Annotated in this window: 15 protein-coding genes; 5 read left to right on the top strand and 10 right to left on the bottom strand. The window is 70.5% G+C overall.

Translation table 11 applies throughout. From position 1 onward, the window contains the following. Positions 1-94: 94 nt before the first annotated feature. Both AB5J87_RS35155 and AB5J87_RS35160 read right to left on the bottom strand, forming a co-directional pair. Positions 95-2,710 carry a SpoIIE family protein phosphatase gene (locus AB5J87_RS35155; protein WP_369382801.1) on the bottom strand — a complete coding sequence of 872 codons (2,616 nt, stop codon included), beginning with the start codon at positions 2,708-2,710 and terminating at the stop codon, positions 95-97. A gap of 88 nt (positions 2,711-2,798) precedes the next feature. Then, positions 2,799-7,388 (bottom strand): HAMP domain-containing protein, encoded by a 4,590-nt coding sequence (locus AB5J87_RS35160; RefSeq protein ID WP_369382802.1) that lies wholly within the window; start codon positions 7,386-7,388, stop codon positions 2,799-2,801. A gap of 475 nt (positions 7,389-7,863) precedes the next feature. On the opposite strand from AB5J87_RS35160, the gene AB5J87_RS35165 reads away from it, so the two are divergent. Beyond that, the gene (locus AB5J87_RS35165; RefSeq protein WP_369382803.1) at positions 7,864-10,002 is read left to right on the top strand and encodes a hypothetical protein; all 2,139 of its coding nucleotides are present in this window, start codon (positions 7,864-7,866) and stop codon (positions 10,000-10,002) included. 161 nt (positions 10,003-10,163) lie between these two features. On the opposite strand, the gene AB5J87_RS35170 is transcribed toward AB5J87_RS35165, so the two are convergent. Next, on the bottom strand, positions 10,164-10,937 hold the full coding sequence (locus tag AB5J87_RS35170; RefSeq protein ID WP_369382804.1) for a glycosyltransferase family 2 protein: 774 nt from the start codon (positions 10,935-10,937) through the stop codon (positions 10,164-10,166). Between the two features lie 217 nt (positions 10,938-11,154). Further along, positions 11,155-11,826 carry a TetR/AcrR family transcriptional regulator gene (locus AB5J87_RS35175; RefSeq protein ID WP_369382805.1) on the bottom strand — a complete coding sequence of 224 codons (672 nt, stop codon included), beginning with the start codon at positions 11,824-11,826 and terminating at the stop codon, positions 11,155-11,157. A 158-nt stretch (positions 11,827-11,984) separates the two neighbouring features. Here AB5J87_RS35175 and AB5J87_RS35180 point away from each other — a divergent pair, with 158 nt between their 5' ends. Next, complete coding sequence (locus tag AB5J87_RS35180) at positions 11,985-12,911, top strand: NADP-dependent oxidoreductase (protein WP_369382806.1); 927 nt, start codon at positions 11,985-11,987, stop codon at positions 12,909-12,911. A gap of 33 nt (positions 12,912-12,944) precedes the next feature. Here AB5J87_RS35180 and AB5J87_RS35185 read toward each other — a convergent pair whose 3' ends face one another. Then, a complete protein-coding gene (locus AB5J87_RS35185) occupies positions 12,945-13,718 on the bottom strand; it encodes an amidohydrolase (protein WP_369382807.1) in 774 nt (257 codons plus the stop codon). 59 nt (positions 13,719-13,777) lie between these two features. Beyond that, positions 13,778-14,518: an acetoacetate decarboxylase gene (locus tag AB5J87_RS35190; RefSeq protein WP_369382808.1), complete on the bottom strand. Its 741-nt coding sequence runs from the start codon at positions 14,516-14,518 to the stop codon at positions 13,778-13,780. A 552-nt stretch (positions 14,519-15,070) separates the two neighbouring features. On the opposite strand from AB5J87_RS35190, the gene AB5J87_RS35195 reads away from it, so the two are divergent. The 3 genes from AB5J87_RS35195 (at position 15,071) to AB5J87_RS35205 (ending at position 17,861) form a co-directional block, all read left to right on the top strand. Then, the gene (locus AB5J87_RS35195; RefSeq protein ID WP_369382809.1) at positions 15,071-15,424 is read left to right on the top strand and encodes a VOC family protein; all 354 of its coding nucleotides are present in this window, start codon (positions 15,071-15,073) and stop codon (positions 15,422-15,424) included. After that, complete coding sequence (locus AB5J87_RS35200; RefSeq protein WP_369382810.1) at positions 15,417-16,415, top strand: LysR family transcriptional regulator; 999 nt, start codon at positions 15,417-15,419, stop codon at positions 16,413-16,415. Before AB5J87_RS35195 ends, AB5J87_RS35200 begins: the two co-directional genes overlap by 8 nt. A 159-nt stretch (positions 16,416-16,574) precedes the next feature. Beyond that, a complete protein-coding gene (locus tag AB5J87_RS35205) occupies positions 16,575-17,861 on the top strand; it encodes a hypothetical protein (protein WP_369382811.1) in 1,287 nt (428 codons plus the stop codon). Between the two features lie 42 nt (positions 17,862-17,903). Here the strand turns inward: AB5J87_RS35205 and AB5J87_RS35210 are convergent, their stop codons facing one another. The 4 genes from AB5J87_RS35210 to AB5J87_RS35225 all read right to left on the bottom strand — a co-directional run bounded on the left by AB5J87_RS35210 (position 17,904) and on the right by AB5J87_RS35225 (position 21,151). Then, the gene (locus tag AB5J87_RS35210) at positions 17,904-18,659 is read right to left on the bottom strand and encodes a VOC family protein (RefSeq protein WP_369382812.1); all 756 of its coding nucleotides are present in this window, start codon (positions 18,657-18,659) and stop codon (positions 17,904-17,906) included. 61 nt (positions 18,660-18,720) lie between these two features. Beyond that, positions 18,721-19,344 (bottom strand): hypothetical protein, encoded by a 624-nt coding sequence (locus AB5J87_RS35215; RefSeq protein WP_369382813.1) that lies wholly within the window; start codon positions 19,342-19,344, stop codon positions 18,721-18,723. Between the two features lie 262 nt (positions 19,345-19,606). Further along, positions 19,607-20,353, bottom strand: a complete 747-nt coding sequence (locus tag AB5J87_RS35220; RefSeq protein WP_369382814.1) for a rhomboid-like protein — start codon at positions 20,351-20,353, stop codon at positions 19,607-19,609. Positions 20,354-20,518: 165 nt separating this feature from the next. Then, positions 20,519-21,151: a universal stress protein gene (locus tag AB5J87_RS35225; protein WP_369382815.1), complete on the bottom strand. Its 633-nt coding sequence runs from the start codon at positions 21,149-21,151 to the stop codon at positions 20,519-20,521. Positions 21,152-21,178 lie beyond the last annotated feature (27 nt).

Genomic DNA, 21,178 nt, shown 5'->3' on the forward strand with positions numbered 1-21,178 from the left:
CTCGTTGCCGGGGCCGCGCTGCACCAGTCATGATCTCTGACCGCCGCACCCGGCGAAACTCATCGGTCCGCGTCGTACGCGTTCGGCGGGCCGTTCACTCCGGCGGCCCCGTCAGGACCTCGATGCCGATGAGGCAGGTGTCGTCGTCGGTGTCGGACTTGCTGTACGTCAGGAGGTGGTCGAGGCGCTGGTGGAGGCTGTCGACCGGGGTCTGGGCGTTGGTGAGCAGTTGGGTGAGGGACTCGTGCATGGCGGTGTCACGCCGTTCGACGAGGCCGTCCGTGTACATCAACAGCGTGTCCCCGGGCTGGAGTTGCACCTCGTCCTCCTCGTAGACGACCTCGGGCAGCGCCCCGAGGAGGAGGCCGCCGGTGACGGGGAGGGCGCTGGCCTGGTCGGTGCGGACCAGGACCGGGGGGAGGTGTCCGGCGCGGGCCCAGCGCAGGGTGCGGGTGGTGGGGTCGTACAGCGCGCAGACGGCGGTGGCGGTCACCTGGTCGGTGAGGTGGTGGGCGACGTTGTTGAGCCAGGACAGCAGCTGGGCCGGTCCGGCGCCCGTCATGGCCAGGCCGCGCAGCGCGTTGCGCAGGACCACCATGCCGGTGGCCGCGTCGATGCCGTGTCCGGCGATGTCGCCGACGCACAGCAGGATCTGCTGGGAGGGCAGCACGACCGCGTCGTACCAGTCGCCGCCGACGAGTGCTTCGGACTCGGCGGGCCGGTAGCGCACGGCCACCTGGAGGCCGGGCACCTGGAGCGGGCCGTGGGTGGGCGGCATGATGGCGTGTTGGAGCTGGAGGGTGAGCCGGTTGCGTTCGGCGACCTCCTGTGCTGTCTGGGCGAGTTGGTCGCGGGTGGCGGCGAGTGCGACCTCGGTCCAGTGCTGGGCGGAGATGTCCTGGTAGGCGCCTCGGATGCGCAGGAGGTGGCCGTCGCTGTCGAGGACGGGTTCGGCGACGATGCGGATGTGGCGGGTGACGCCGTCGGCGCGCTGGAGGCGGAAGGCGACGGTGGCGGAGCGCTGGTGGTGCAGGACGGTCCGCAGGAAGCGGCCGATGGCGTTGGCGTCGTCGCGGTGGGCGTGGGCGGCGAGGTCCTTGAGTGCGACGGGGCCCTGGGGGAGTGGGCGGCCGTGCAGGGCGTACAGGGTGCTGTTCCAGGTGATCTCGCCGGTGGTGAGGTCTTCCTCGAACCCGCCGATGCGGCCCAGGCGTTGGGCGTGCTGGAGCAGGCTCGCCAGACGGGCGGTCTCGTCCTCGATGCGCCAGATCACCAGCAGGCTGTTGCCGAGACGGCTGACGCTGATGTCGGCGACCATCTGCAGGGGCACCTGGTCGACGAGGGTGGTGAGCGTGATGCGCTGTACGCGCAGGGGCTCGCCGGTGGCGTAGACCCGTTCCATGTGGTGGTAGAGGTCGCCGGCGCCGATGGACAGGGGGAAGCTCTCCAGCAGCAGGGTGTTGTTGAGGGTGCTGCGCGGGCGGCCGGCCGGGTCCTGGAAGTGGACGTTGGTGTGGTGGATGCGGAAGTCGATGAGGTTGCCGTCGGCGTCCAGGTGGGGGGTGAGGACGAGGGCGGCGTCGTGCAAGGCGTCGGACAGGTCGACGAGTTCGGCTGCGGCGGGGTCGTGGTGGGCGGAGCGGGGCGAGGGTGCGGGGTGGTTCTCCAGGGTGTGGGCGCACAGCTCGGCCAGTGCTTCGAGTTGCCGTTCGACTGCTTGGGGCAGGGGGGTGAGGGGGTGGGGCCAGCAGATTTCCAGGACGCCGTGGATACGGCCCCCGGTGCCCGCGCAGATGGCGACGCGACCCCCTTGGGGACATTCGGGCTGGCCGATGGAGGGCAGGGCGGCGACGGATTCGAGGCGGACGGTGCTGCGGCTCGCGAGGGCCTGGCGGGCGACGGTGGCCACACCGGGCGGGACGTAGCGCCAGCGTTCGGCTTCCTCCCTGGTGAAGCCGGCGTGGCCGCTGAGGACCAGGGAGCCGTCGCGGCCCGCGGTCCACACCGCGACGGCCACCGCCTCCAGGGGGGCCAGCGCGTGCTGGAGGAGTGACTCGGCGACCGTCTGGGTGTCGTTGGCGGCCAGCGCCGCGCTCTCCGCCGTTCTCAGCCGCAGGGCCACGGAGGCGGGGGCGTCCTGGCTGGCGGCGGAGGTGGTGGTGCGCTGGACGAAGTCGGCGGCGACCTGGGCGACCTGGTCGCGGGCGGCCTCGTTGATGATGTCGGCGGCCAGTTCCAGTTCGGACATGTCCGCCTGCGCGGCGAGCTCGGTGAGCTGCCGGGCCGCCTGCGCGGGCCCGCAGTGCAGGCGCTCGACCATGATGCCCTTGGCGAGTTCGACCAGGGCGCGGCCGTCGACGGCGGCGCGCGCGGCCTGGACCTCGGCGCGCAGCCGCTCCACGGTGGCGGCCAGCCTGCCCACCGCTTCGGCGCTGTCCTGGCCGGTGGTGCCCGGGGCGGGTGTGTGCGGCGGATACGGCGACGGGCCGGTGGCCTCGGACGGTGTGTGCGCCGGGTACACCGCCGGCCCGGTGGCTTCGGGCGCGGACTGCGGGAGATCGGCGCTGTCACCGGTCGGCTGTACCGGCACCGCCATGGGTGCCGTGTGCGAGCGCGGCGCGGGTGTGACGTCGAAGGCGTCGGTGGTGGGGGGCACATCCTGAGAGGCGTGCGGTTCGCGGTGGCCCCCGCGCTGCTCGGGAGCACTCATGGCGCGGGGGACTCCTTGACGTCACGGCGGGGAAGGGCCCGGGGCACGGGCCGGGGCTGTGGGGTGGCCCGGCGGGCCGGGGCGGGGCTCACTTGTCACCGAGCCAGTGCCGGATGCACGCCAGGAGGTCGTTGGCGTCCACGGGCTTGGTGATGTAGTGGCTCGCACCCGAGGCGAGGCTCTTGTCGCGGTCGCCCGGCATCGCCTTCGCGGTGACGGTGATGATCGGCAGGTCCGCGTGGTCGGGCATCTGCCGGATCCTGGTGGTCGCCTCGTAGCCGTCCATCTCGGGCATCATCACGTCCATCAGGATGAGGTCGATGTCGGGATGGGCGCACAGGGTGTCGATGCCCTTGCGGCCGTCTTCCGCGTGCAGGACGTGGATGCCGTGGACCTCCAGGATCCCGCTGATGGCGAAGAGGTTGCGGGCGTCGTCGTCCACGACCAGCACGGTACGGCCCCGCAGGCTCTCGTCGATGCCGTCGGCCTCCTGGTGGCGTGCCTTGTCGCCGCGTACGAGCGCGATGACGTCGCCGGGCTGTTCGGCGGCCAGGTGCAGGGCGATGCGTTCGCGCAGTTCGTCCAGGCTGGAGAGGATTTCCAGCGGGCGCTCGGTCGCCCGGGTCTGCAGGGCGTGCTCCTGCTCGGAGTTCAGGCGCTGGCTGTTGTGGGCCAGTACGGGAACCTGGCGCAGGGCGGCGTCACCGTCCATGGCGTCGAGGAAGGTCCAGGCTTCGCTGTTGGCCATGTCGATGTCGAGGACCACGCAGTGGAACGGTTCGGCGGCCAGCGCGGTGGCCGCCTCCTGCGCGCCGACGACGGTGATGACCTCGTGGCCGCGTTCGCCCGGCAGCTCCGGAGTGCCCTCCAGGTTGGCGACCGCGCTCTCGGCGACCAGGGAGAGGAGCCCGCGCTGACGGTCCTCGATGACCAGCAGCCGCCGGGGGTGGCGGGCGGGGAGTTCGGGCGTGGCCGCGGGCTGCCCGCTCCGGCCGGTCGGCGGCAGGCCGTCGCCCACGTCGTGGGCGAAGGTGCGGGGCTCGCCGCCGGTGGCCTGGTCGATGAGGGCGCTGGAGGAGGTCGGCAGGTACAGGGTGAAGGTGCTGCCCACCCCGGGGGTGCTGTGTGCGGTGATGGCCCCGCCGAGCAGATGGGCCATCTCCCGGCTGATGGACAGGCCGAGACCGGTGCCTCCGTGCTTGCGGCTGGTGGTGCCGTCGGCCTGCTGGAACGCCGCGAAGATGGCCTCCAGGTGCTGGGGCGCGATGCCGATGCCGGTGTCGTTGACCCGGAAGGCGACGACGGGTCCGCCCTGGTGGACGGTGGCGGGGACTTCCTCGTCCTGGGCCAGGTCGATGCACAGCTCGACTTGGCCGTACTCGGTGAACTTGACCGCGTTGGAGACCAGGTTGCGCAGCACCTGGCGCAGCCGTGAGTCGTCCGTGAACAGCTCCACGGGCACACCGGCCGCGGTGGTGATGGTGAAACCGAGGCTCTTCTGGGTGGTCATCGGACGGAACGTCGCCTCGATGTCGTTCAGCAGCGGACGCATCGCCACGCGTTCGGGGTTGATGTCCATCTTCCCCGCCTCGACCTTCGACAGGTCCAGGATGTCGTTGATCAGCTGGAGCAGGTCCGACCCCGCGGAGTGGATGATGCCCGCGTACTCGACCTGCTTGGGGGTGAGGTTGCGGGTGTGGTTCTGCGCGAGCAACTGGGCCAGGATCAGCAGGCTGTTGAGCGGGGTGCGCAGCTCGTGGCTCATGTTGGCCAGGAACTCCGACTTGTACTTCGAGGCCAGGGAGAGTTGCTGCGCCCGGTCCTCCAGCTCCTGGCGGGCCTGCTCGATCTGGAGGTTCTTCGCCTCGATGTCACGGTTCTGGGAGGCCAGGAGCTGGGCCTTGTCCTCCAGCTCGGCGTTGGAGCGCTGCAGCTCCTCCTGCTGGACCTGCAACTCCTCCGAACGCGAGCGCAGCTCCCCGGCCAGGCGCTGGGACTCGTCCAGCAGTTCGTCGGTGCGCGCGTTGGCCAGGATGGTGTTGACGTTGGCGCCGAGCGTCTCCATGAGCCGTTCGAGGAAGTCGCGGTGGATGGGGGTGAACGGGGTGAACGCGGCGAGCTCGATGACGCCGAGGACCTGCTCCTCCACCACGATCGGCAGGATGATCAGGCCGCCGGGCGTGGCGGTGCCCAGGCCGCTGGAGATCCCGATGTAGTGGGCGGGGACGCCTTCGGCGGCGATGACGCGGCGGCTGCGGGCCGCCTGTCCCACCAGTGACTCGCCGGGCTTGAACCGGTCGTGGCCGGTGAGGCCGACCGGGCGGCCGTAGGAGCCGACGAGCCTCAACTCGGTGCCCTCCGCGGCGTCTTCGGCGAGGTAGAAGGCGCCGTACTGTGCGGAGACCAGCGGGGTGAGCTCGTCCATGACCAGCTCGGCCACGACGGCGAGGTCGCGGTGGCCCTGCATGAGTCCGGAGATGTGCGCCAGGCTGGACTTGAGCCAGTCCTGTTCCTGGTTGGTGCGGGTCGTCTCGCGCAGGGAGCCGACCATGGCGTTGATGTTGTCCTTGAGCTCGGCGACCTCGCCGGAGGCTTCCACGGTGATCGAGCGGGTCAGGTCGCCCTCGGCGACGGCGCTGGCGACCTCGGCGATGGCGCGGACCTGCCGGGTCAGGTTCCCGGCCAGCTCGTTGACGTTCTCCGTCAGGCGCTTCCAGGTCCCCGCCAGGCCCTCGACCTCGGCCTGGCCGCCGAGCCGCCCCTCGCTGCCGACTTCGCGGGCCACGCGGGTGACCTCGGCGGCGAACGAGGAGAGCTGGTCGACCATCGTGTTGATGGTGGTCTTGAGCTCCAGGATCTCGCCCCGGGCGTCGACGTCGATCTTCTTGGTCAGGTCGCCGTTGGCGACCGCGGTGGTCACCTGGGCGATGTTGCGGACCTGGCCGGTGAGGTTGTTCGCCATCGAGTTGACGTTGTCCGTGAGGTCCTTCCAGGTGCCGGCGACGTTGGGCACCCGTGCCTGCCCGCCCAGGCGCCCCTCGGTGCCGACCTCGCGGGCGACTCGGGTGACCTCGTCGGCGAAGGCCGACAGCGTGTCGACCATCGTGTTGATCACCCCGGCGAGGGCGGCGACCTCGCCCTTGGCCTCGACGGTGATCTTCTGCGACAGGTCGCCCCGGGCCACGGCGGTGGCCACCTGGGCGATGGAGCGGACCTGCCCCGTCAGGTTGGAGGCCATGACGTTGACGTTGTCGGTCAGGTCCTTCCAGGTCCCCGACACACCCCGTACGGTCGCCTGGCCGCCGAGGTTGCCCTCGGTGCCGACCTCACGGGCGACGCGGGTGACTTCGTCGGCGAAGGCGGAGAGCTGGTCGACCATGGTGTTGATGGTGTCCTTGAGCTCCAGGATCTCGCCGCGCGCGTCCACGCGGATCTTCTGGGAGAGATCTCCCTGCGCGACCGCGGTGGTCACCTCGGCGATCGAGCGGACCTGGGCCGTGAGGTTGTCCGCCATGACGTTGACGGACTCGGTCAGGTCCTTCCAGGTGCCGGAGACGCCCTTGACGTCGGCCTGCCCGCCGAGGCGCCCCTCGGTGCCGACCTCACGGGCGACGCGGGTGACTTCGTCGGCGAAGGCGGAGAGCTGGTCGACCATGGTGTTGATGGTGTTCTTCAGTTCCAGGATCTCGCCGCGCGCGTCCACACCGATCTTCTGCGACAGATCGCCCTTGGCCACGGCGGTGGCCACCTGGGCGATGGAGCGGACCTGGGCGGTGAGGTTGCCCGCCATGAAGTTCACCGAGTCGGTCAGGTCCCGCCAGGTGCCCTTGACGCCCTTGACGTCGGCCTGCCCGCCCAGACTTCCCTCGGTGCCGACTTCGCGGGCGACGCGGGTGACTTCGTCGGCGAAGGCGGAGAGCTGGTCGACCATGGTGTTGATGGTGTTCTTGAGTTCCAGGATCTCGCCGCGCGCATCGACCGTGATCTTCTGCGACAGGTCTCCCTGGGCGACCGCCGTGGTCACCTGGGCGATGTTGCGGACCTGATCGGTGAGGTTGCCCGCCATGAAGTTGACCGAATCGGTGAGATCGCGCCAGACGCCGCCGACCCCGGGCACCTGCGCCTGGCCGCCGAGCCGTCCCTCGCTGCCGACTTCGCGGGCGACGCGGGTGACTTCGTCGGCGAAGGCGGAGAGCTGGTCGACCATCGTGTTGACGGTGTTCTTCAGTTCCAGGATCTCGCCGCGCGCGTCCACGTCGATCTTCTGCGAGAGATCACCCCGTGCCACGGCCGTCGCGACCTGGGCGATGTCACGGACCTGCGTGGTGAGGTTGCCCGCCATGGCGTTGACCGAGTCGGTCAGATCCGCCCACGTGCCCGACACCCCGGGGACGTCCGCCTGGCCGCCCAGGCGCCCCTCGGTGCCGACTTCCCGCGCGACCCGGGTCACTTCCGAGGTGAACAGGGACAGCTGGTCGACCATGCCGTTGAAGACGGAGGCGATCTCGCCCAGCAGACCGTCCGACTCGTCCGGCAGCCGGGTGCCGAAGTCACCGTCGCGCACCGCCGTCAGTCCGGCGAGCAGCTGACGCAGCTCCAACTCGCCCACCTCGGCGGCAGCGCCCGCCGGCGTGGCCCGGGTCAGTGAGCGTGACGTCTCTACCGACGTCTCAGGCATGACAACCTCGTTCCAACGCTGGCGTTACGACATGGTGGGGTGCGCCGTGGAGCCGCCCCGGTGCTGACCCACGCACCGGCGAACCCCCGACTGTTTCCGTGTGGAAAGTGTGCACAACGATACCTGGCTGTAGTAAGTGGGAAGAGATGCTGGGAAGTTCGCGTGACGGCTGGTGCAGGTGCTGAGGTCAAGTTCGTCACGAGCCTGTACCGCGAAGAACGCACACCAAACCACCTGATTTTCGTGACCCCGGTCACGCGCCGCCGCCGTTTGCCCCCGGTATGCGCGGAATGCGGACGGGGTGTGCCCGTCAGGGAGTCGGCCTCGCCGGGCGGGACCGTCCTCTCCGGGCCGCGCCCTCTCAGGCGTGTCCCCTGTGAGGGGCACGAGAACAGAGGGTCTTGTCATCGTGACTGTTCCTCTCGTTACTGGTGGGATGACGAGAAGAAGACGACCACCTCATACGGTGACGCTGGTGAAGGCCGCGGCTGCCGCCCTGGTGTCCGTGCTGCTGGTCACCGTGACGACGACCACCGCGAGCGCCGCCGACCGCAGCCCGGGAGCGCGGAAGTGGCAGCCGACGGTACGGCCGCACGCCACCATCGCGCCGGGACACATGCGGTCCGACCGGGACGTGTTACCCAAGGGGTTCAGCAAGCGGCAGGCCGATGAGGCCGAGACGATGGAAGCCCGTGCCACGGACGGGTGCCAGGTGTACTGGCCCGCCCCCTACGAAGTCTGCGGCGCGATCCGCGACAAGTACAACGAGCTCGGCGGCCCGGGCGGCTTCCTGTCGTTCCCGAAGTCCAACGAGCTCACCAACCCCGACGGGGTCGGCAAGCGCACCGAGTTCATCAACGGGCCGATCTACTGGTCCCCGCAGGGCGGTGCTCATCCGGTCCTCAACCACTTCTTCGCGGCGTGGGCCCGCAACGGCTGGGAGGCCGGACCGCTGGGCTATCCCACATCGGACGAGATCGTGAACCCCGACGGCGTCGGCCGCCGACAGCACTTCGTCTCCGGTGACATCTACTGGAAGCTGAACGAGGCGTACGCCGTGCGCGGCGCGATCCGCGACAAGTGGGCCCAAGCCGGCTGGGAGGCCGGATATCTGGGCTACCCTGTGTCCGACGAGTTCGCCACGCCCGACGGCATCGGCAGCGGTGCCCGGTTCGAGCACGGAACGATCTACTGGACCGCCGCGTACGGGGCGCATCCCGTCAGCGGGGGACTGCTGACCAAGTGGGAACTGTCCGGGTACGAGAAGGGCCCGTACGGGTATCCGGTCGCCGACCAGCAGCCGCGCGGATCGTCGTGGGACCAGGAGTTCCAGTTCGGGACGATGGGCTTCCCGACCGATCCGGCCGCGGCCGTCGACCCCGACGACGGGGACGCGGACCCGACCGTGGGCGACCAGGTGCCGGTGACATGGGGGGACTTCGCCGCCGACGCCAACACCGAAGGCGCGGGCAGAGCGGTGGTCCAGGCCGGGCCCGGCTCGCTGGAGCCCTGCACCGCGGGCGAGTCCTGCATGCACACGACGATGGCCGCGGCCGAGGACGACCCGCCGGACGATCCGGTCATCGACGGCCCCAACACACAGGGCGCCTTCATCTCCCCGCTCTGTCTGGACCAGGCGTGGGACGGTCAGTGGCGTACGCAGCGCAAGCACGCGTGCATGATCTGGAAGAACCTGGACGTCGACGTGATCGACACCAAGGGCGCTGAGATCGGGTCGATACCGTTCACGGTGAGGACGGGCGTCCTGACGTCGCACAAGTCGGGCGAGTTCCAACAGGAGTTCCGTGTCGACTTCCACGGCCTGACCGGCAAGACGGGCAAGCCGACCTTCCGGTACAAGCTGACGTACAACAACGCACCAGCCGGTTCCTACAGCGTCGACGGAGCCGCCGACGGGTCACCGATCAAGTCGGGTCAGTCGAAGGTCATCGTCGTGAAGTGGAAGCAGCAGGCGATGGCCGACGGCACGCTGAAGTACCCCGTCGTCAACATCGCGTGGAACTTCGGGAACCTGGACCCCGATGTCGTCCCCGGCAAGCAGTGGGGCAACATCCGGGTCGCCAACGTGCGGTGCGACTCCACGATGAAGCTGTCCAACGGGAAGTTCCGCCAGGGATGCGTGTTCCCCGGTATCACCCCTGAGTTCAAGCTGACGTCCGTCACCCCCGAGCAGACCTGGCACGTCGCGGAGGCGATCACATCGGGTCTTCCCGGCGCGGCCGGCCGGCCGCTCCACCGGCAGGCCGACAAGTCCAAGCGGGACATCAACCGTCAGACGTCCTGCCCCCGCAAGGGCCCGGTCGCCGACGCCCGACGGCTGAGTGGCCGATCCTGCGACGAGTTCCCGTTCGCGTCCAGCAACGAAGGCGCAGCCGCCCATCCCGGCCTGGGCCGCACCGTCCACGCCAACTGCAACGTCAAGGACCTGCCGATCAGCACCGGCCCCGACGGATACAGCGTCTGCATGATTGACGCCAAGCAGAACTCGCAGAGCGGCAGCCTGCTGGGCAAGTTCTACGGCGAGGAACGCGTCGTCGACCAGGACGCCTTCAGCCTGGCGACCTCCGGCGGCGCACCGCCCGGCACCCCGTAGCGTTCGGGCACGTCCGCCACACGCACGAGGGGGTCGCGCGGACCACGAGGTCGCGCGACCCCTTCGTGCCGTGCTCCGCCCGCAGCGCAGGCGGTGATGCCGCAGGTATCAGAGCATCCTGATCGCGGCGCTCTCCGCCTGGCCGGGACGATGGCCGGGGATCAGATCCGCGAGTTGCGCAGCGACTGGATGACAGCGCCGGCGAGCGCCCGCGTCGAGCGCGGGACCGAGAGGTGCTCGTGCTTGCGGTACAGGTCCCAGTTGTACTGGACGAGCGACAGCTTGTTGGAGGACAGCGACCCGGCCTGGTGGGCCCGGTACACCGCCAACGGCTCGGCCAGCCCCCGGGCGTCGGCGCCGTCCCGCATGATCGACAGCCAGAGGGCGTAGTCCTGGCGCTTGCGCATGTCCGGCATCAGCCGGGTGCCGAGGACGCGGCGGTCGTACATGGCGGTGAGGGCGCCGATGTGGTCCTGGACCAGCATCGCGCGGTAGTCCACGTGGGCCCGCGCCTGGATGACCCGTCCGTTGGGAACCCAGTCGGTGCTGTCGCCGCTGTAGTCGGCGTCCATCTTGAAGTACGAGGTGAACGTCAAGGGCGCCGTGCCCTGGGCGGCGAAGGCGAGCTGCTTCTCCGTCTTCTCCGGAAGCCACATGTCGTCGCTGTCCAGGAAGGCGATGTAGTCGCCGCGAGCCCGCTCGATCGCGAGGTTGCGGGCCCGGCCGGCGCCGCCCTGCTCGGGTGCCGACTGCGGCAGGACCCGCTCGTCCTGGGCGGCGAACTCGCGGAGCAGGTCCATGGAGGTGTCGGTGGACTTGTCGTCGGTGATCAGCAGCTCCACGTCACTGTGGGTCTGTGTCAGCACTGATCGGACGGCTGCGCCGAGGGTGGCTGCCGAGTTGTAGACGGGCATCACGACGGACACCAGAGGCACAGCATTTCTCCTTGCTAGGTCAGGAACAAGGGTCCATTCAAGCACCGAGATCGCACATGAGCTGACGAGCATGCCGTTGTTGCTGGTCAAGGCCGCGTGGAGCGCCCGCCGACCGGACGTGCCGGGGAGGCGGGCCAGGACCCTCCGGCGCCGTCCGCCGCCATCGGGACAGCGGTGCCGCGGGCGGGCTCTTCACTGCTTCGGGCCCGCCCGCCGGTCACCGTGGTCGGTGCGGCGGCTTGTAGAGGTCGTCGAGGCGGAGTGGCGCGGGCCGGGGCAGGGGTGTGCCGTGCGTCGGCGCGCAGGACTGGAGGAAGTAGGCCAGCAGGCGGCGGGACGCGGCCATGGAGGCCGCCGGGGAGTCCTGCAGGACGCCGTTGTTGGCCAGGAGCAGGAGGGTGACGTCGCTGGTGGCGAAGTCCTCGCGCAGTTGTCCGGTGTCCTTCGCGCGCTGTACGAGTAGGGCGAGGGATTCCTCGGCGCGGGCTCGCTCGTGGTGGATGTCGGGCGCGTCGGGGAACTGGGAGAGGAATGCGGCGCTGAAGCCGCGGTCCTGCGCCTGCATCGCGCACACCTTGGTGAGGAGGGCGCGCAGTCCGTGCCAGGGATCGTCGTCCTGAAGGGCCTCGTCGAGGGCCGCGACGCACTGGCTGAGCTGTTCGGAGAACGCGGCGGCGATGAGCGAGCCGCGGGTGGGGAAGTGCCGGTAGAGGGTGGCGGCGCTCACACCGGCTCTGCGGGCGATCGCGCTGGAGGGCACATCGGAGCCGTTGAGGGCGTACGCCTCGCGGGCGGCCTGGAGGAGCCGGGCACGGTTGTGCCGGGCGTCGGCTCTCCGGCCCGTGGCAGGGGTGCCGGACGACGCGTTCCGAGACGGTTGAACAGGCATGTCTCTCACTTAACCAGAGGTGAACGGGGTTGCCCGTGCGGCGAGTTAGCGTGATCGGGCGCTGCGGTTCCCCGCGGCGGGTCCCGCGTCGCAGTGGCAGAGAGACCGCGAGCTCTCCTGCTGAACGCCACGACACGTCATACGTACGGAGGTTGTCCGTGTTTGCTGTGCAGTATCACCGCTACGGCGGTTCCGAGGTGCTCCGGGTCGAAGAGGCCGTAGAGCCGCACGCCGGGCCGGGCCAGGTCCGCATCGCGGTGCGCGCCACCGGCGTCACCCCTGCTGACTGGTATCTCCGCTCAGGGATGCTGCGGTCCGTGGCCACCGTGGGCTTCCCCCACATACCCGGCATGGATGCCGCCGGAATCGTCGACGAGGTGGGAGAGGGAGTGACCGGAACCGCAGTGGGAGACGCGGTCTTCGGTCTCGTCCCCTTCGCGGATCTGGGGGGCGGCGCGGCCCAGTACGCCGTGCTGGAGGCATGGGCGCCCAAGCCCCGGTCGTGGTCGTTCGAGGAGGCGGGGGGAGCCGCGGGCAACATCGACACGGCCACCCGTGTACTGGAGGCCCTGGCAGCCGCCGAGGGCATGACGTTGCTGATCGAGGGGGCCGCGGGAGGTGTGGGCACGATGACCGCGCAGCTCGCCCGTGCCCGAGGTCTCACCGTGATCGGGACCGCGAGTGAGGGCAACCACGGCTTCCTCCAACAGCTCGGCGTCATACCGGTCACCTACGGGGCGGGGCTGGCCGATCGACTTGCCCCGCTGGCTCCGCACGGTGTCGATGTGGTGCTGGACGCGGCGGGAAAGGGCTCCCTCGCCGAGTTGGTGGCCATTGCCGGTGGCCCGCACCGCGTGGTGACCATCGCCGACTTCGACGCCGATCGGCACGGGGTGCGCTACTCCCGCTCCGAAGCGGGGCAGTCGCCGGGCTGGGCCGGGCTGCCCCGGGCGGCCGACCTCGCCGACCAGGGCCGTCTCACCGTCCCGCTGCACGCCGTGTTCCCGTTGGAGGAGGCCGCCGCGGCCCATGACATGAGTGCCACCGGCCATGCGCGCGGCAAGATCGTCATCAGCGTGCCCTGAGCCGAGGGGCCACGGCCGCATCAACACCCGTGCCTATCGGGGGAATCCGTAGAACGTGCGGGCGTTGGTGCGCAGCACGGCCGCCAAGGCTTCTGGCCCCAACGTGTTCCCGATGAGGCGGATGTCGCCGTCCCGGAAGGGCCGCCGCGCGCGAGTCGAGGGCAGGTCCGTTCCCGCCATGAGGGCGGTGGGATCGATGCGGTGGACCTGCCGCAGTGCGGAGGCCACGTCCAGCGAGACACGGCCGAACCCGGTCGCCTTGACCTTGGCTCCCGACTCGACCAAACGCAGCAGGCTGGAGTGGCCCAGGGATGACATGCCCAGGTGATCGATGCTGATCCGGGGGAGCGAGAGCAGTACCGGCTCCAGATCCCGCAGGTCCTTGGCGTCGACGTAGAGCTCGACGTGCCAACCGACGAGATCGTGGACCCGATGCGCGAGGTCCTTGAGGCGGGCGGGGGCTTCGGGGCCGTTGCGGTAGAGGTTGAAACGCAGGGCACGGACTCCGGCTCGGTGCAGTGCGAGAATGCGGCTGTCGCTGGTGCCGGCGGGCAGTTGCGTCACCCCCACGAAGCCCGGACCCAGCTGCCGCAGTGCCTCCAGCAGGTAGTCCTGGTCGTACGCCTGGAAGGACGCGGAGACCACCGCACCGCCGGTCACACCGAGAGCGAGCGTGCGCCGCAGATAGTCCTCGACGGTGAACGGTTCGGGGAGGAAGCCGGAGTTGGGCAGGAGCGGGAAACGCGGGTCGATGATGTGGAAGTGGCAGTCGAAGAGCGTGTCTGCCGGTGCGGTAGCTGTGTTCATGGTGCTGCCTCGGTTCCTCGTGCCGCCACTCGTGGTGTCGCGGAAGCCTCAGCCGTGCGTCAGGCCGCCAGATAGTCGTGGACGACGGTGGCGGGCCCGTAGCCGAGATCGGTGCAGGCGATGTGGTGGGCGGTCGTGTCACCCATGACGGGCAGGTCGGCGACCGGGGCCAGGGCATGGGGCACCAGGTGCAGCCGGGCGGGGCCGGACCAGGCGCCGGTCACGGTGACGTGCTGCACGGCCAGGCGCACCAGTTGGCAGCCGGCCAGTGTGCCATCGGCTTCGCGGGTCATCTTGACCATGAAGAGGGGAGCGGTGACCTCTTCGCGCGCCGCGCCCGGAGCCAGGGGGAAGTGCTTGTACCCCATGGTCGCGGTGGCCACCCGCAATGATCCGTAGTCGAGCGTACCGACGAGGGTGTCTGTGTCGCGGGCCAGCCGGGGTGCGCCGAGCTTCTTGGGGAACCCCGCTGTTTCCCGCCCCACGAGCAGAGCGGGCGTGCTGTCGAGGTACATCGCGTCGAGGTAGTAGCCGGGCTCTCCGTCGTACTCGACCGAGACGGCCTGGGAGGCGCTGGCGTGATCGCCGAGGCCGGTGGTGTCGGGCATGCGCATGACCTGGAAGCGGACGAGACCGTCGCGGACCTTCAGGGGCTCGGGCACCAGGGCGGCGAGTGCGCCGAGGTCGGAGCGGTAGGTGAGGTTCAGCACCTCGACGCCGTACGAGATGAAGGGGCCGGGGGACCATGCGGGGGCGGACAGCGGGGTGGCGGTGCGGCTGAGCAGTTCGGCGGGTGTCATGGGTGAGCTCCTCGGGGGCGGCTGCGGATCGGGCAGTTCGGGCGGCTCGGGTGGTGGGACAGCGGGTGAACGACCGCGAGGCCCGGGCCGGAACACGCAGGTCACAAAGCGTGCTGGTGCCATTCCAGCCGATGGCCCCGGCGGTGGCAGTCGGGTGATCGGCGTAACCGATGGGGGAGGTGGTGACACCCAACGGTGGGCCGTCGTGTCCGCCTGTTTGAGGGTGGTGGCGGACGGCGGCGCCAGCGCGCCGCCGCTGTGCATTTCGAATTACCCGATTCCATCTTCGCCGTGCCGCATCGCTTCGGCGAGTGCGGTAGGTGTGGGGTTCGATTTCAAAAATTCCGGTGAACGAGAGGCCCGGAAGTGATATCGAGTTCTGCGGGCGGTCTCCCTGGGGCATGACGAAACCCGAGAGATGCGAAGGGATACATACAGGTCAACCGACTGGCGGACCAACCGGTCGGACGATCGGTGGAAATGGTTGGGGAAGTGCAGTTTCCTTCTTCTGAGTCCTCGTTTTTCTCTCGGTGAGGGGATTATGGTGACTTTATGAAAGCGAAGATCGGGCAGATAACCCTGAAATGCGCCGACAGGCAGAAGTCGGCTTCCTTCTGGTCGCTCATCCTCAACGGCGCTCCGGTCGGAACCGACGGTGAGAGCCCGTGGATCACGGCAGAAGGGCCGCTGAGGATGGCCTTCGAGGACGTTGCCGATGGCGAGGCGATCACCCGCCTCGGCCTGGACGTCGACGTGGACTATCTGGAGCTGGCCGTCGTGCGGGCGGTCCGCCTGGGCGCGTCCCCGGTCGGCCCGATCGACCGCGGGGGCCCTGACGCCTTTCAGCTGATGCGGGACCCGGAGGGGTTTCCGTTCCGCTTCGTCAGCCGGAGCGCCGGTGACTAGCCTGTCGCTGCGCCAGATCGAGTATCTGGTGGCAGTCGTCGACGAGGGAAGGCTCACCTGGGCGGCCCGGCGGCTGCACGTCACTGAACCGACGCTCTCGCAGCAGCTCAAGACGCTCGAACGGTCCGTGGGAGCCCAGCTGTTGATCCGGGGAGCCGACGGCGTGCGCCCCACGCCCGCGGGCGCGGCCTTCCTGCCGTACGGGCGCGCCGCACTGCGCAGCAGCGCGGAGGCGTGCGCGGCGGCCCGGTCGGCGGACGGTCAACGGCAGGTGCCCGTACGCCTCGACACCCTCCCCTCGTTGCTGCCCGGACTGCTGCCGGCGCTCGCGCACTGGTCGCGCGCCTGGCCGGAGGTGTGTCTCGCCGTCTCGGTCCAGTCAAGCCGGGAAGTGCTCCAGGAACGTGTGGTGGCGGGAGCCGCCGACATGGCGATCGGGCCCCGCCCGATGGACTGGAACGGTCCGGTGCTTTCGCTGGGCGAGGAGGAGGTCCTGGTGGTGTGCTCCATCGACGAACCCCTGTGGGGCGGTGCCTGCGCGGCCGAGGAACTGCTGCGGCGGCGCTGGGTGCGCTACCCGGAGGCCGGCTGGGCACCCGCCGACCTCGTGAGGGGACAGGGCGAGGCCGTGAGCGGCGCGCGGCCCGGCCCGGTGGACGTGCCGTCGGTCGCGGAGGCCGTCGAGCTCGCCGCTCGCGGGGTCGGACTCACCGCCGTACCCGCGAGCGCGGTGCCGGACCGGCTGCGGTCACAGACCATTCGGCTCGCGCCCCGCCAGGCCCGCGAGACCACGCTGTACCGGGCACCGAACGCGGAGGAGGGCATCGCCCGCCATTTCGCGACGCTGGGGTCGAGCGTGGCGCACGCGGAGCGCGGCGACCAGAAGGAGGCACCTTCCGGTCCTTCCGGCAGGAGGGCGCAGTCCCCGCGGCTGACTCGCCCGGAACGTGAGGATCCTCACCGTCGCCCTCGCCCGTACGGCGCCGAGTAGCGCGAATAGCGCGGGCCTATCGGGCGGTTGAACCGGTCACCTTGATCTGTACGGGCAGGGGCCGGTTGGCTCCTTGGTGAACCGTCCCGCGCGGCCCGCCCACCTTTCGTCCGCCGCGCCACGGCGGACCCGTGCCCGTGCGCGACCGGTGAGGAACCGATGAGTCATAAAATACTGCGTCTGACCGTCCCCTTGGCCCTGCTCGGGGTGGTGGGGCCCGCCGCGACGGCGATGGCCGCGGACCAGGGTGAGCAGCCGCCCGCCCTGGCGGTGACCCAGGGGCCCGCGGACAAAACCTCTGTGACGGTGGTCCGCCCGGGCGCCGACGGCAAGGTGACCCCGGTGTCCACCGGACAGCTGCGGCTGAAGAACCTCGACGCCTCCGGCCGGGGCGTCCTCACGCCGGGCCCGTCCTTGCGATCGGGGGCGTCCGGCGCACAGCAACTGCGCCCCGGCGATGTCATCGCCGCTCCGGCCGCGCCCGGCACCCCGCACGGTGCGCTGGTCAAGGTCAACGAGGTGCACACCGGTGCCGACGGGTCGGTGGATGTGCGGACCGTTCCCGCCGACCTGACCGAACTCCTCGGAGACGCCCGCGCCGATCTGAACGTGCCGCTCACCCGCGACGACATCAAGGTGAGGCCGCTCGGCGCCGGAACCACCGTACGGACCGGCCCGCAGCAGACCGGTTCGGGCAACGGACTCCACTTCGACGTCGACGTCCCGCTGCCGAGCGCCATCACCCCGACCCAGGGCCACAGCGCCCCGCTGTCGGCCGGCGTCGACTTCGCCCCCGAACTCAAGTTCAGCTACGAACGGGCCCATTGGTACGGCGTGGCACCGTCCAAGGCGCTCATCGGGCTGGCGGGCGACTACACGTACGGCGTGAAAGTGCACGCCCAGACGGGTGGCGCGTACGAGAGTGGCCACAAGCCGCTGCACATCCCCGCAGCTGAGGTGAACGTCGACAAGACGGTCTGGCTGGGGCCCGTGCCGATCGTCCTCAACCTCAAGGTGGACTACTTCTACGAGGTGTCCGCGGACGGGAAGGTGTCCCTCGACGCCGAGCAGCACACCCAGGGGCGGCTGGAGGTCGGCGCCCGCTACGACAAGAGCGAGGGGTGGCGCGCGCTGACCAGCCCCCGTCCGACGAGCACCGCGACGCCTCCGCAGGTTTCGGGGTCCGCCACCGCCAAGTCCGGCATCGGCGCCCACACCGAGATGGGGCTGTACGGATCGGTGGGCGTGGCCGCGGACACCGAGCCCTATCTCAAGGCCAAGGCGGCGACCCAGGACTCGCGTACGCAGTGGTCGCTCGACGCGGGTCTCGACGTCACCGGTTCCTTCTTCGCGAAGCTCAAGCTGTTCGGGACGCCGGTGGTCGACCAGAAGTGGCCGCTGCCGCCGTTGAACTGGCAGTGGAAGGTGGCCGGCAGCGACACCTGAGTCGGTGCGTCGGCACAGCAGGCACAAGGTGGGCGGCGGATTTCATGCGGGAGCGCCGGTGCGCGGGGCGACCACGGTGAACACACCTCCTTGGGGATCCGCCAGGGTCGCCGTGCGCCCGTAGGCGCTCTGGTGGGGCGACTCCACCACGGAGCCGCCGGACGACACGGCACGTGCGGCCGTGTCGTCCACATCGGGGACAGGGAAGTAGGGGCGCCACTGCGGGGCTTGGGCGGGGTGCACACTGACCGCGGGCACGTCTCCGGTGAGGGTCAGTGCGATGTGGTCGTCGATCCGCAGGACGATCCGCTCGTCGGTGTACGTGAGGTCGTAACGTCCCTGGTCGCGCCGGTCCCAGTTGAAGAGCCTTCCGTAGAAGACGGCGGAGTTGAAGATGTCGGGCGCGTGCAGCTCGGCGTACGGCGCCCCCCGGGAGGAGGGCCCGGCACCCGTCCAGCGCGGCGCCGAGTCCTCCTCCCACACCCCGAACGACGCACCGGCAGGGTCCGTGGCCAGAGCGAGCCGGCCGCTGCCCAGGTCCGTAGGCCCCAGACCGACGGTCGCGCCCAGATCTCTGATCATGTCCGCGGCGACGGCGGCGTCGTCCACGATGAAGAACACCGACCACCGTGCCACGACCGTGGGGACCGCCCGGGACACCACCAGGTCGGCGAGCGGTACTCCTTGACGGCTCGCCCGGACGTACCGGTCCGATCCCGCGGTGCGGGTGTCGAAGTCCCAGGGCGTCACGGCGCCGTAGAAGGCGGTGGCCGCGTCGAGGTCCCTGGTCAGCAGCACGCTCCAGCAGGGCGTGCCCTGGGCCCGACGGGTCGGACGGGCCGTCAAGGAGGGGCGCATGTCACTTGCCGTCGCGCGCACCCTGGCGTCGGCCCAGCCGTGCGCCGACGAGCCCGCCGGCCGCCACGGTGACGAGTCCCGCGCCCGCCAGCGTCATGTCGGCGTTGACGCTGTGGTCGGCCGGGAGACCGGTGCGCGGGGCACCCTTGGGAGTGGTGTGGCCGGTGCTGCCTCCGCCGCCCGAGGGGTGCGTGGGAGCGGGGTTCGGCGCGGGCGGTGTGGGCTTGGGCGCCTTGACGACGTGGAGCGTCACGCTGGCCGTGCCGTTGCTGAACTTCATGGTGATCTTGTACGTGCCGGGGCCCGCGTTGACGCGCATGGTGCCGCGCACGTGTTCGGCGTCGGTGTCGGTGATGTGCACGACGCCGGCCTTGGTGTCCACGGACTCGTACTTCGCGCCCGGGTAGGGAGCGGACTTGCCGGTGACGGTCACCGTGTCGCCGGTGTGGGCCGTGCTCGGGGACACCGTCACCTCGGCGGCGCCGACCTCGTGGTCGGGAGCGGCCGAGGAGGACGACGAAGGGGAGTCGCCCGACCCGGAGTCGGCGAACGCGGTCGCCGGTGCGAAGGCCACCGCTCCGCAGAGCGCGAGAGCGGGGCAGGCCGTGAGGAGCGTGCTGCGCATGAACGTCACTTCCTTTGTTCAACACTCTTGAGTGGTGGCGCGGGTGCGGGACGGGGCCGCGTGCCCATGCCGTGAGTGCCGTACCGGAGAGTCCCCCGGGGAGGGCGGACCGGTTGCGGTGAATCCCAGCGTCTGCCTCTCCCGCGGCGATCGGCGTCGGGCGGTCGGAGGGCGGCCGGGGTGATGGCCCGCTCCTCCGGCTGACGGGCCGTCGGGGGAGCCCGGACCAGGGCTCGGCGGCGCTGCCCGGCCGCGCAGCTGGTCAGTCGCCGCGTTGCCGGAACGGGCCCGGGGAGCGCAGTGGGCCCGCGAGGCGCACCAGGAGGCACACGGCCAGCCCGCAGCAGGCGGCCAGCACGTGGCCGAGATCCCAGATGGTGCGGCTGGTGAGCACGGGCGTGACGAGGAAGACCAGGAGGACCGCGGCGGCAGCCGCGCGTACGCGTCCCGACAGGGCGGTCACGGCCGCCACCAGACCGGCCACCAGCATGTAACTCACCCCGACGTCGGTGGTGGTGGCCAGTTTGGCCGGGAGCCGTCCCGCGTTGATGGCCCGGCGCAGCAGTCCCTCGGTGAGCAGGGAACCCAGGACATGGCCCGCCAGTGCGATGAGGAGGAGCCGTGGTGTGCCCCAGCGCCGCTCGGCGTAGGCCACGGCGGCGGCGAAGCCCACGATGTACAGCGACAGGCCGCTGCCGTGGTCGGCCACCCAGAACGAGCTGGTGGCCAGCACCTGTACCGCGTTCTTGCGCAGATGGTGGAGGTTGGTGCTGTCGATGGCGGTCATGACGTCGATCAGCCGGGGCGGGGCCGTCGTCTGGACGAGGGTGAAGCAGGTGAACACGGCGACGTAGCAGAACGTGGCGGGGGCGCTCAGCACCCAGGCGTGGACGCCACGGGTCCAGGGCGTGAGGCGGGACACCGCCATTGCGGCGATCGCCAGGTGTCGTGCCAGCCACTTGAGCAGATACCACGCGAGGACGGTGGTGAGCCCGATCAGGACGATCATGCGAGGGGCGGTCGGTGCGCGGCCGTCCCGCGCTGCCGGTGGAGCACCGCGCGCGCGTGCCGGACGTGTGCCCCTTGGCAGCGGTGGCCTGTGGTGTGCGACGGCATGGTTTCAGTCAATCCGGTCCGGGGTGGGCGCGCATGGTGTGACAGCCGGGTTGGTGATTCAGCCGCGCCACTCCCACAGGTCCTGGCCGTCGAGGGGAACGATCAGGCGCGGATGAGGGGCGCCCGCCGCGCAGACGTTGCTGCCGTCGTCCCCGGCTGCCGTGACCCGCTCGTTCGGACGGACGACGAGGACGGGGCAGTGGGCCTCGCGCAGGCACCGGCGGGCGACCGATCCGAACAGGGCGTGGTGCAGGGGGCCGTGGCTGCTGGCGCCCATGACGAGGAGGTCGGTGGGCAGGCAGGCGCAGGAGACGAGGACGTCGGCGGGCTGGCCGCAGAAGACGCGCGGGGCGAGCCGTACCTGTTCGGGGGCGCGGCCCAGGACCAGCTCGCAGGCTTGCGTCAGCCGGGTGTGCGCCTGCTGGACCCAGCGGCTGCGCGGGCCGTCGTACGCGGGAGCGGGGGCGCCCGGTGTGTCGTCGGTGAGGGGCGTGAAGGCGGCCATCGGCCACAGTTCCGCTGTAGGGGAGAGGACGTCCGGTGTGCTGCCGGGCGGGGGCGTGAAGGCGATGACGGGCCACAGCTCCGCCGCGTGGCAGCGTGCTTCGTCGGCGGCCTGGCGCAGCGCGGCCAGGCTGCCCGGTGAGCCGTCGACACCGACGACGACGCGCTCGATGGCGGGTGCGGTCATGAGGGATCCTCCCGGTGGTCGACGCGG

The organism is Streptomyces sp. cg36, assembly GCF_041080675.1.
Taxonomy (GTDB): domain Bacteria; phylum Actinomycetota; class Actinomycetes; order Streptomycetales; family Streptomycetaceae; genus Streptomyces.

What these genes read in the sequence shown, in the direction of transcription:
- AB5J87_RS35215 (WP_369382813.1), bottom strand. Translation starts at nt 19,344, where the DNA reads ATGCGCAGCACGCTCCTCACGGCCTGCCCCGCTCTCGCGCTCTGCGGA.
- AB5J87_RS35160 (WP_369382802.1), bottom strand. Translation starts at nt 7,388, where the DNA reads ATGCCTGAGACGTCGGTAGAGACGTCACGCTCACTGACCCGGGCCACG.
- AB5J87_RS35155 (WP_369382801.1), bottom strand. Translation starts at nt 2,710, where the DNA reads ATGAGTGCTCCCGAGCAGCGCGGGGGCCACCGCGAACCGCACGCCTCT.
- AB5J87_RS35205 (WP_369382811.1), top strand. Translation starts at nt 16,575, where the DNA reads ATGAGTCATAAAATACTGCGTCTGACCGTCCCCTTGGCCCTGCTCGGG.
- AB5J87_RS35185 (WP_369382807.1), bottom strand. Translation starts at nt 13,718, where the DNA reads ATGAACACAGCTACCGCACCGGCAGACACGCTCTTCGACTGCCACTTC.
- AB5J87_RS35190 (WP_369382808.1), bottom strand. Translation starts at nt 14,518, where the DNA reads ATGACACCCGCCGAACTGCTCAGCCGCACCGCCACCCCGCTGTCCGCC.
- AB5J87_RS35225 (WP_369382815.1), bottom strand. Translation starts at nt 21,151, where the DNA reads ATGACCGCACCCGCCATCGAGCGCGTCGTCGTCGGTGTCGACGGCTCA.
- AB5J87_RS35220 (WP_369382814.1), bottom strand. Translation starts at nt 20,353, where the DNA reads ATGATCGTCCTGATCGGGCTCACCACCGTCCTCGCGTGGTATCTGCTC.
- AB5J87_RS35175 (WP_369382805.1), bottom strand. Translation starts at nt 11,826, where the DNA reads ATGCCTGTTCAACCGTCTCGGAACGCGTCGTCCGGCACCCCTGCCACG.
- AB5J87_RS35195 (WP_369382809.1), top strand. Translation starts at nt 15,071, where the DNA reads ATGAAAGCGAAGATCGGGCAGATAACCCTGAAATGCGCCGACAGGCAG.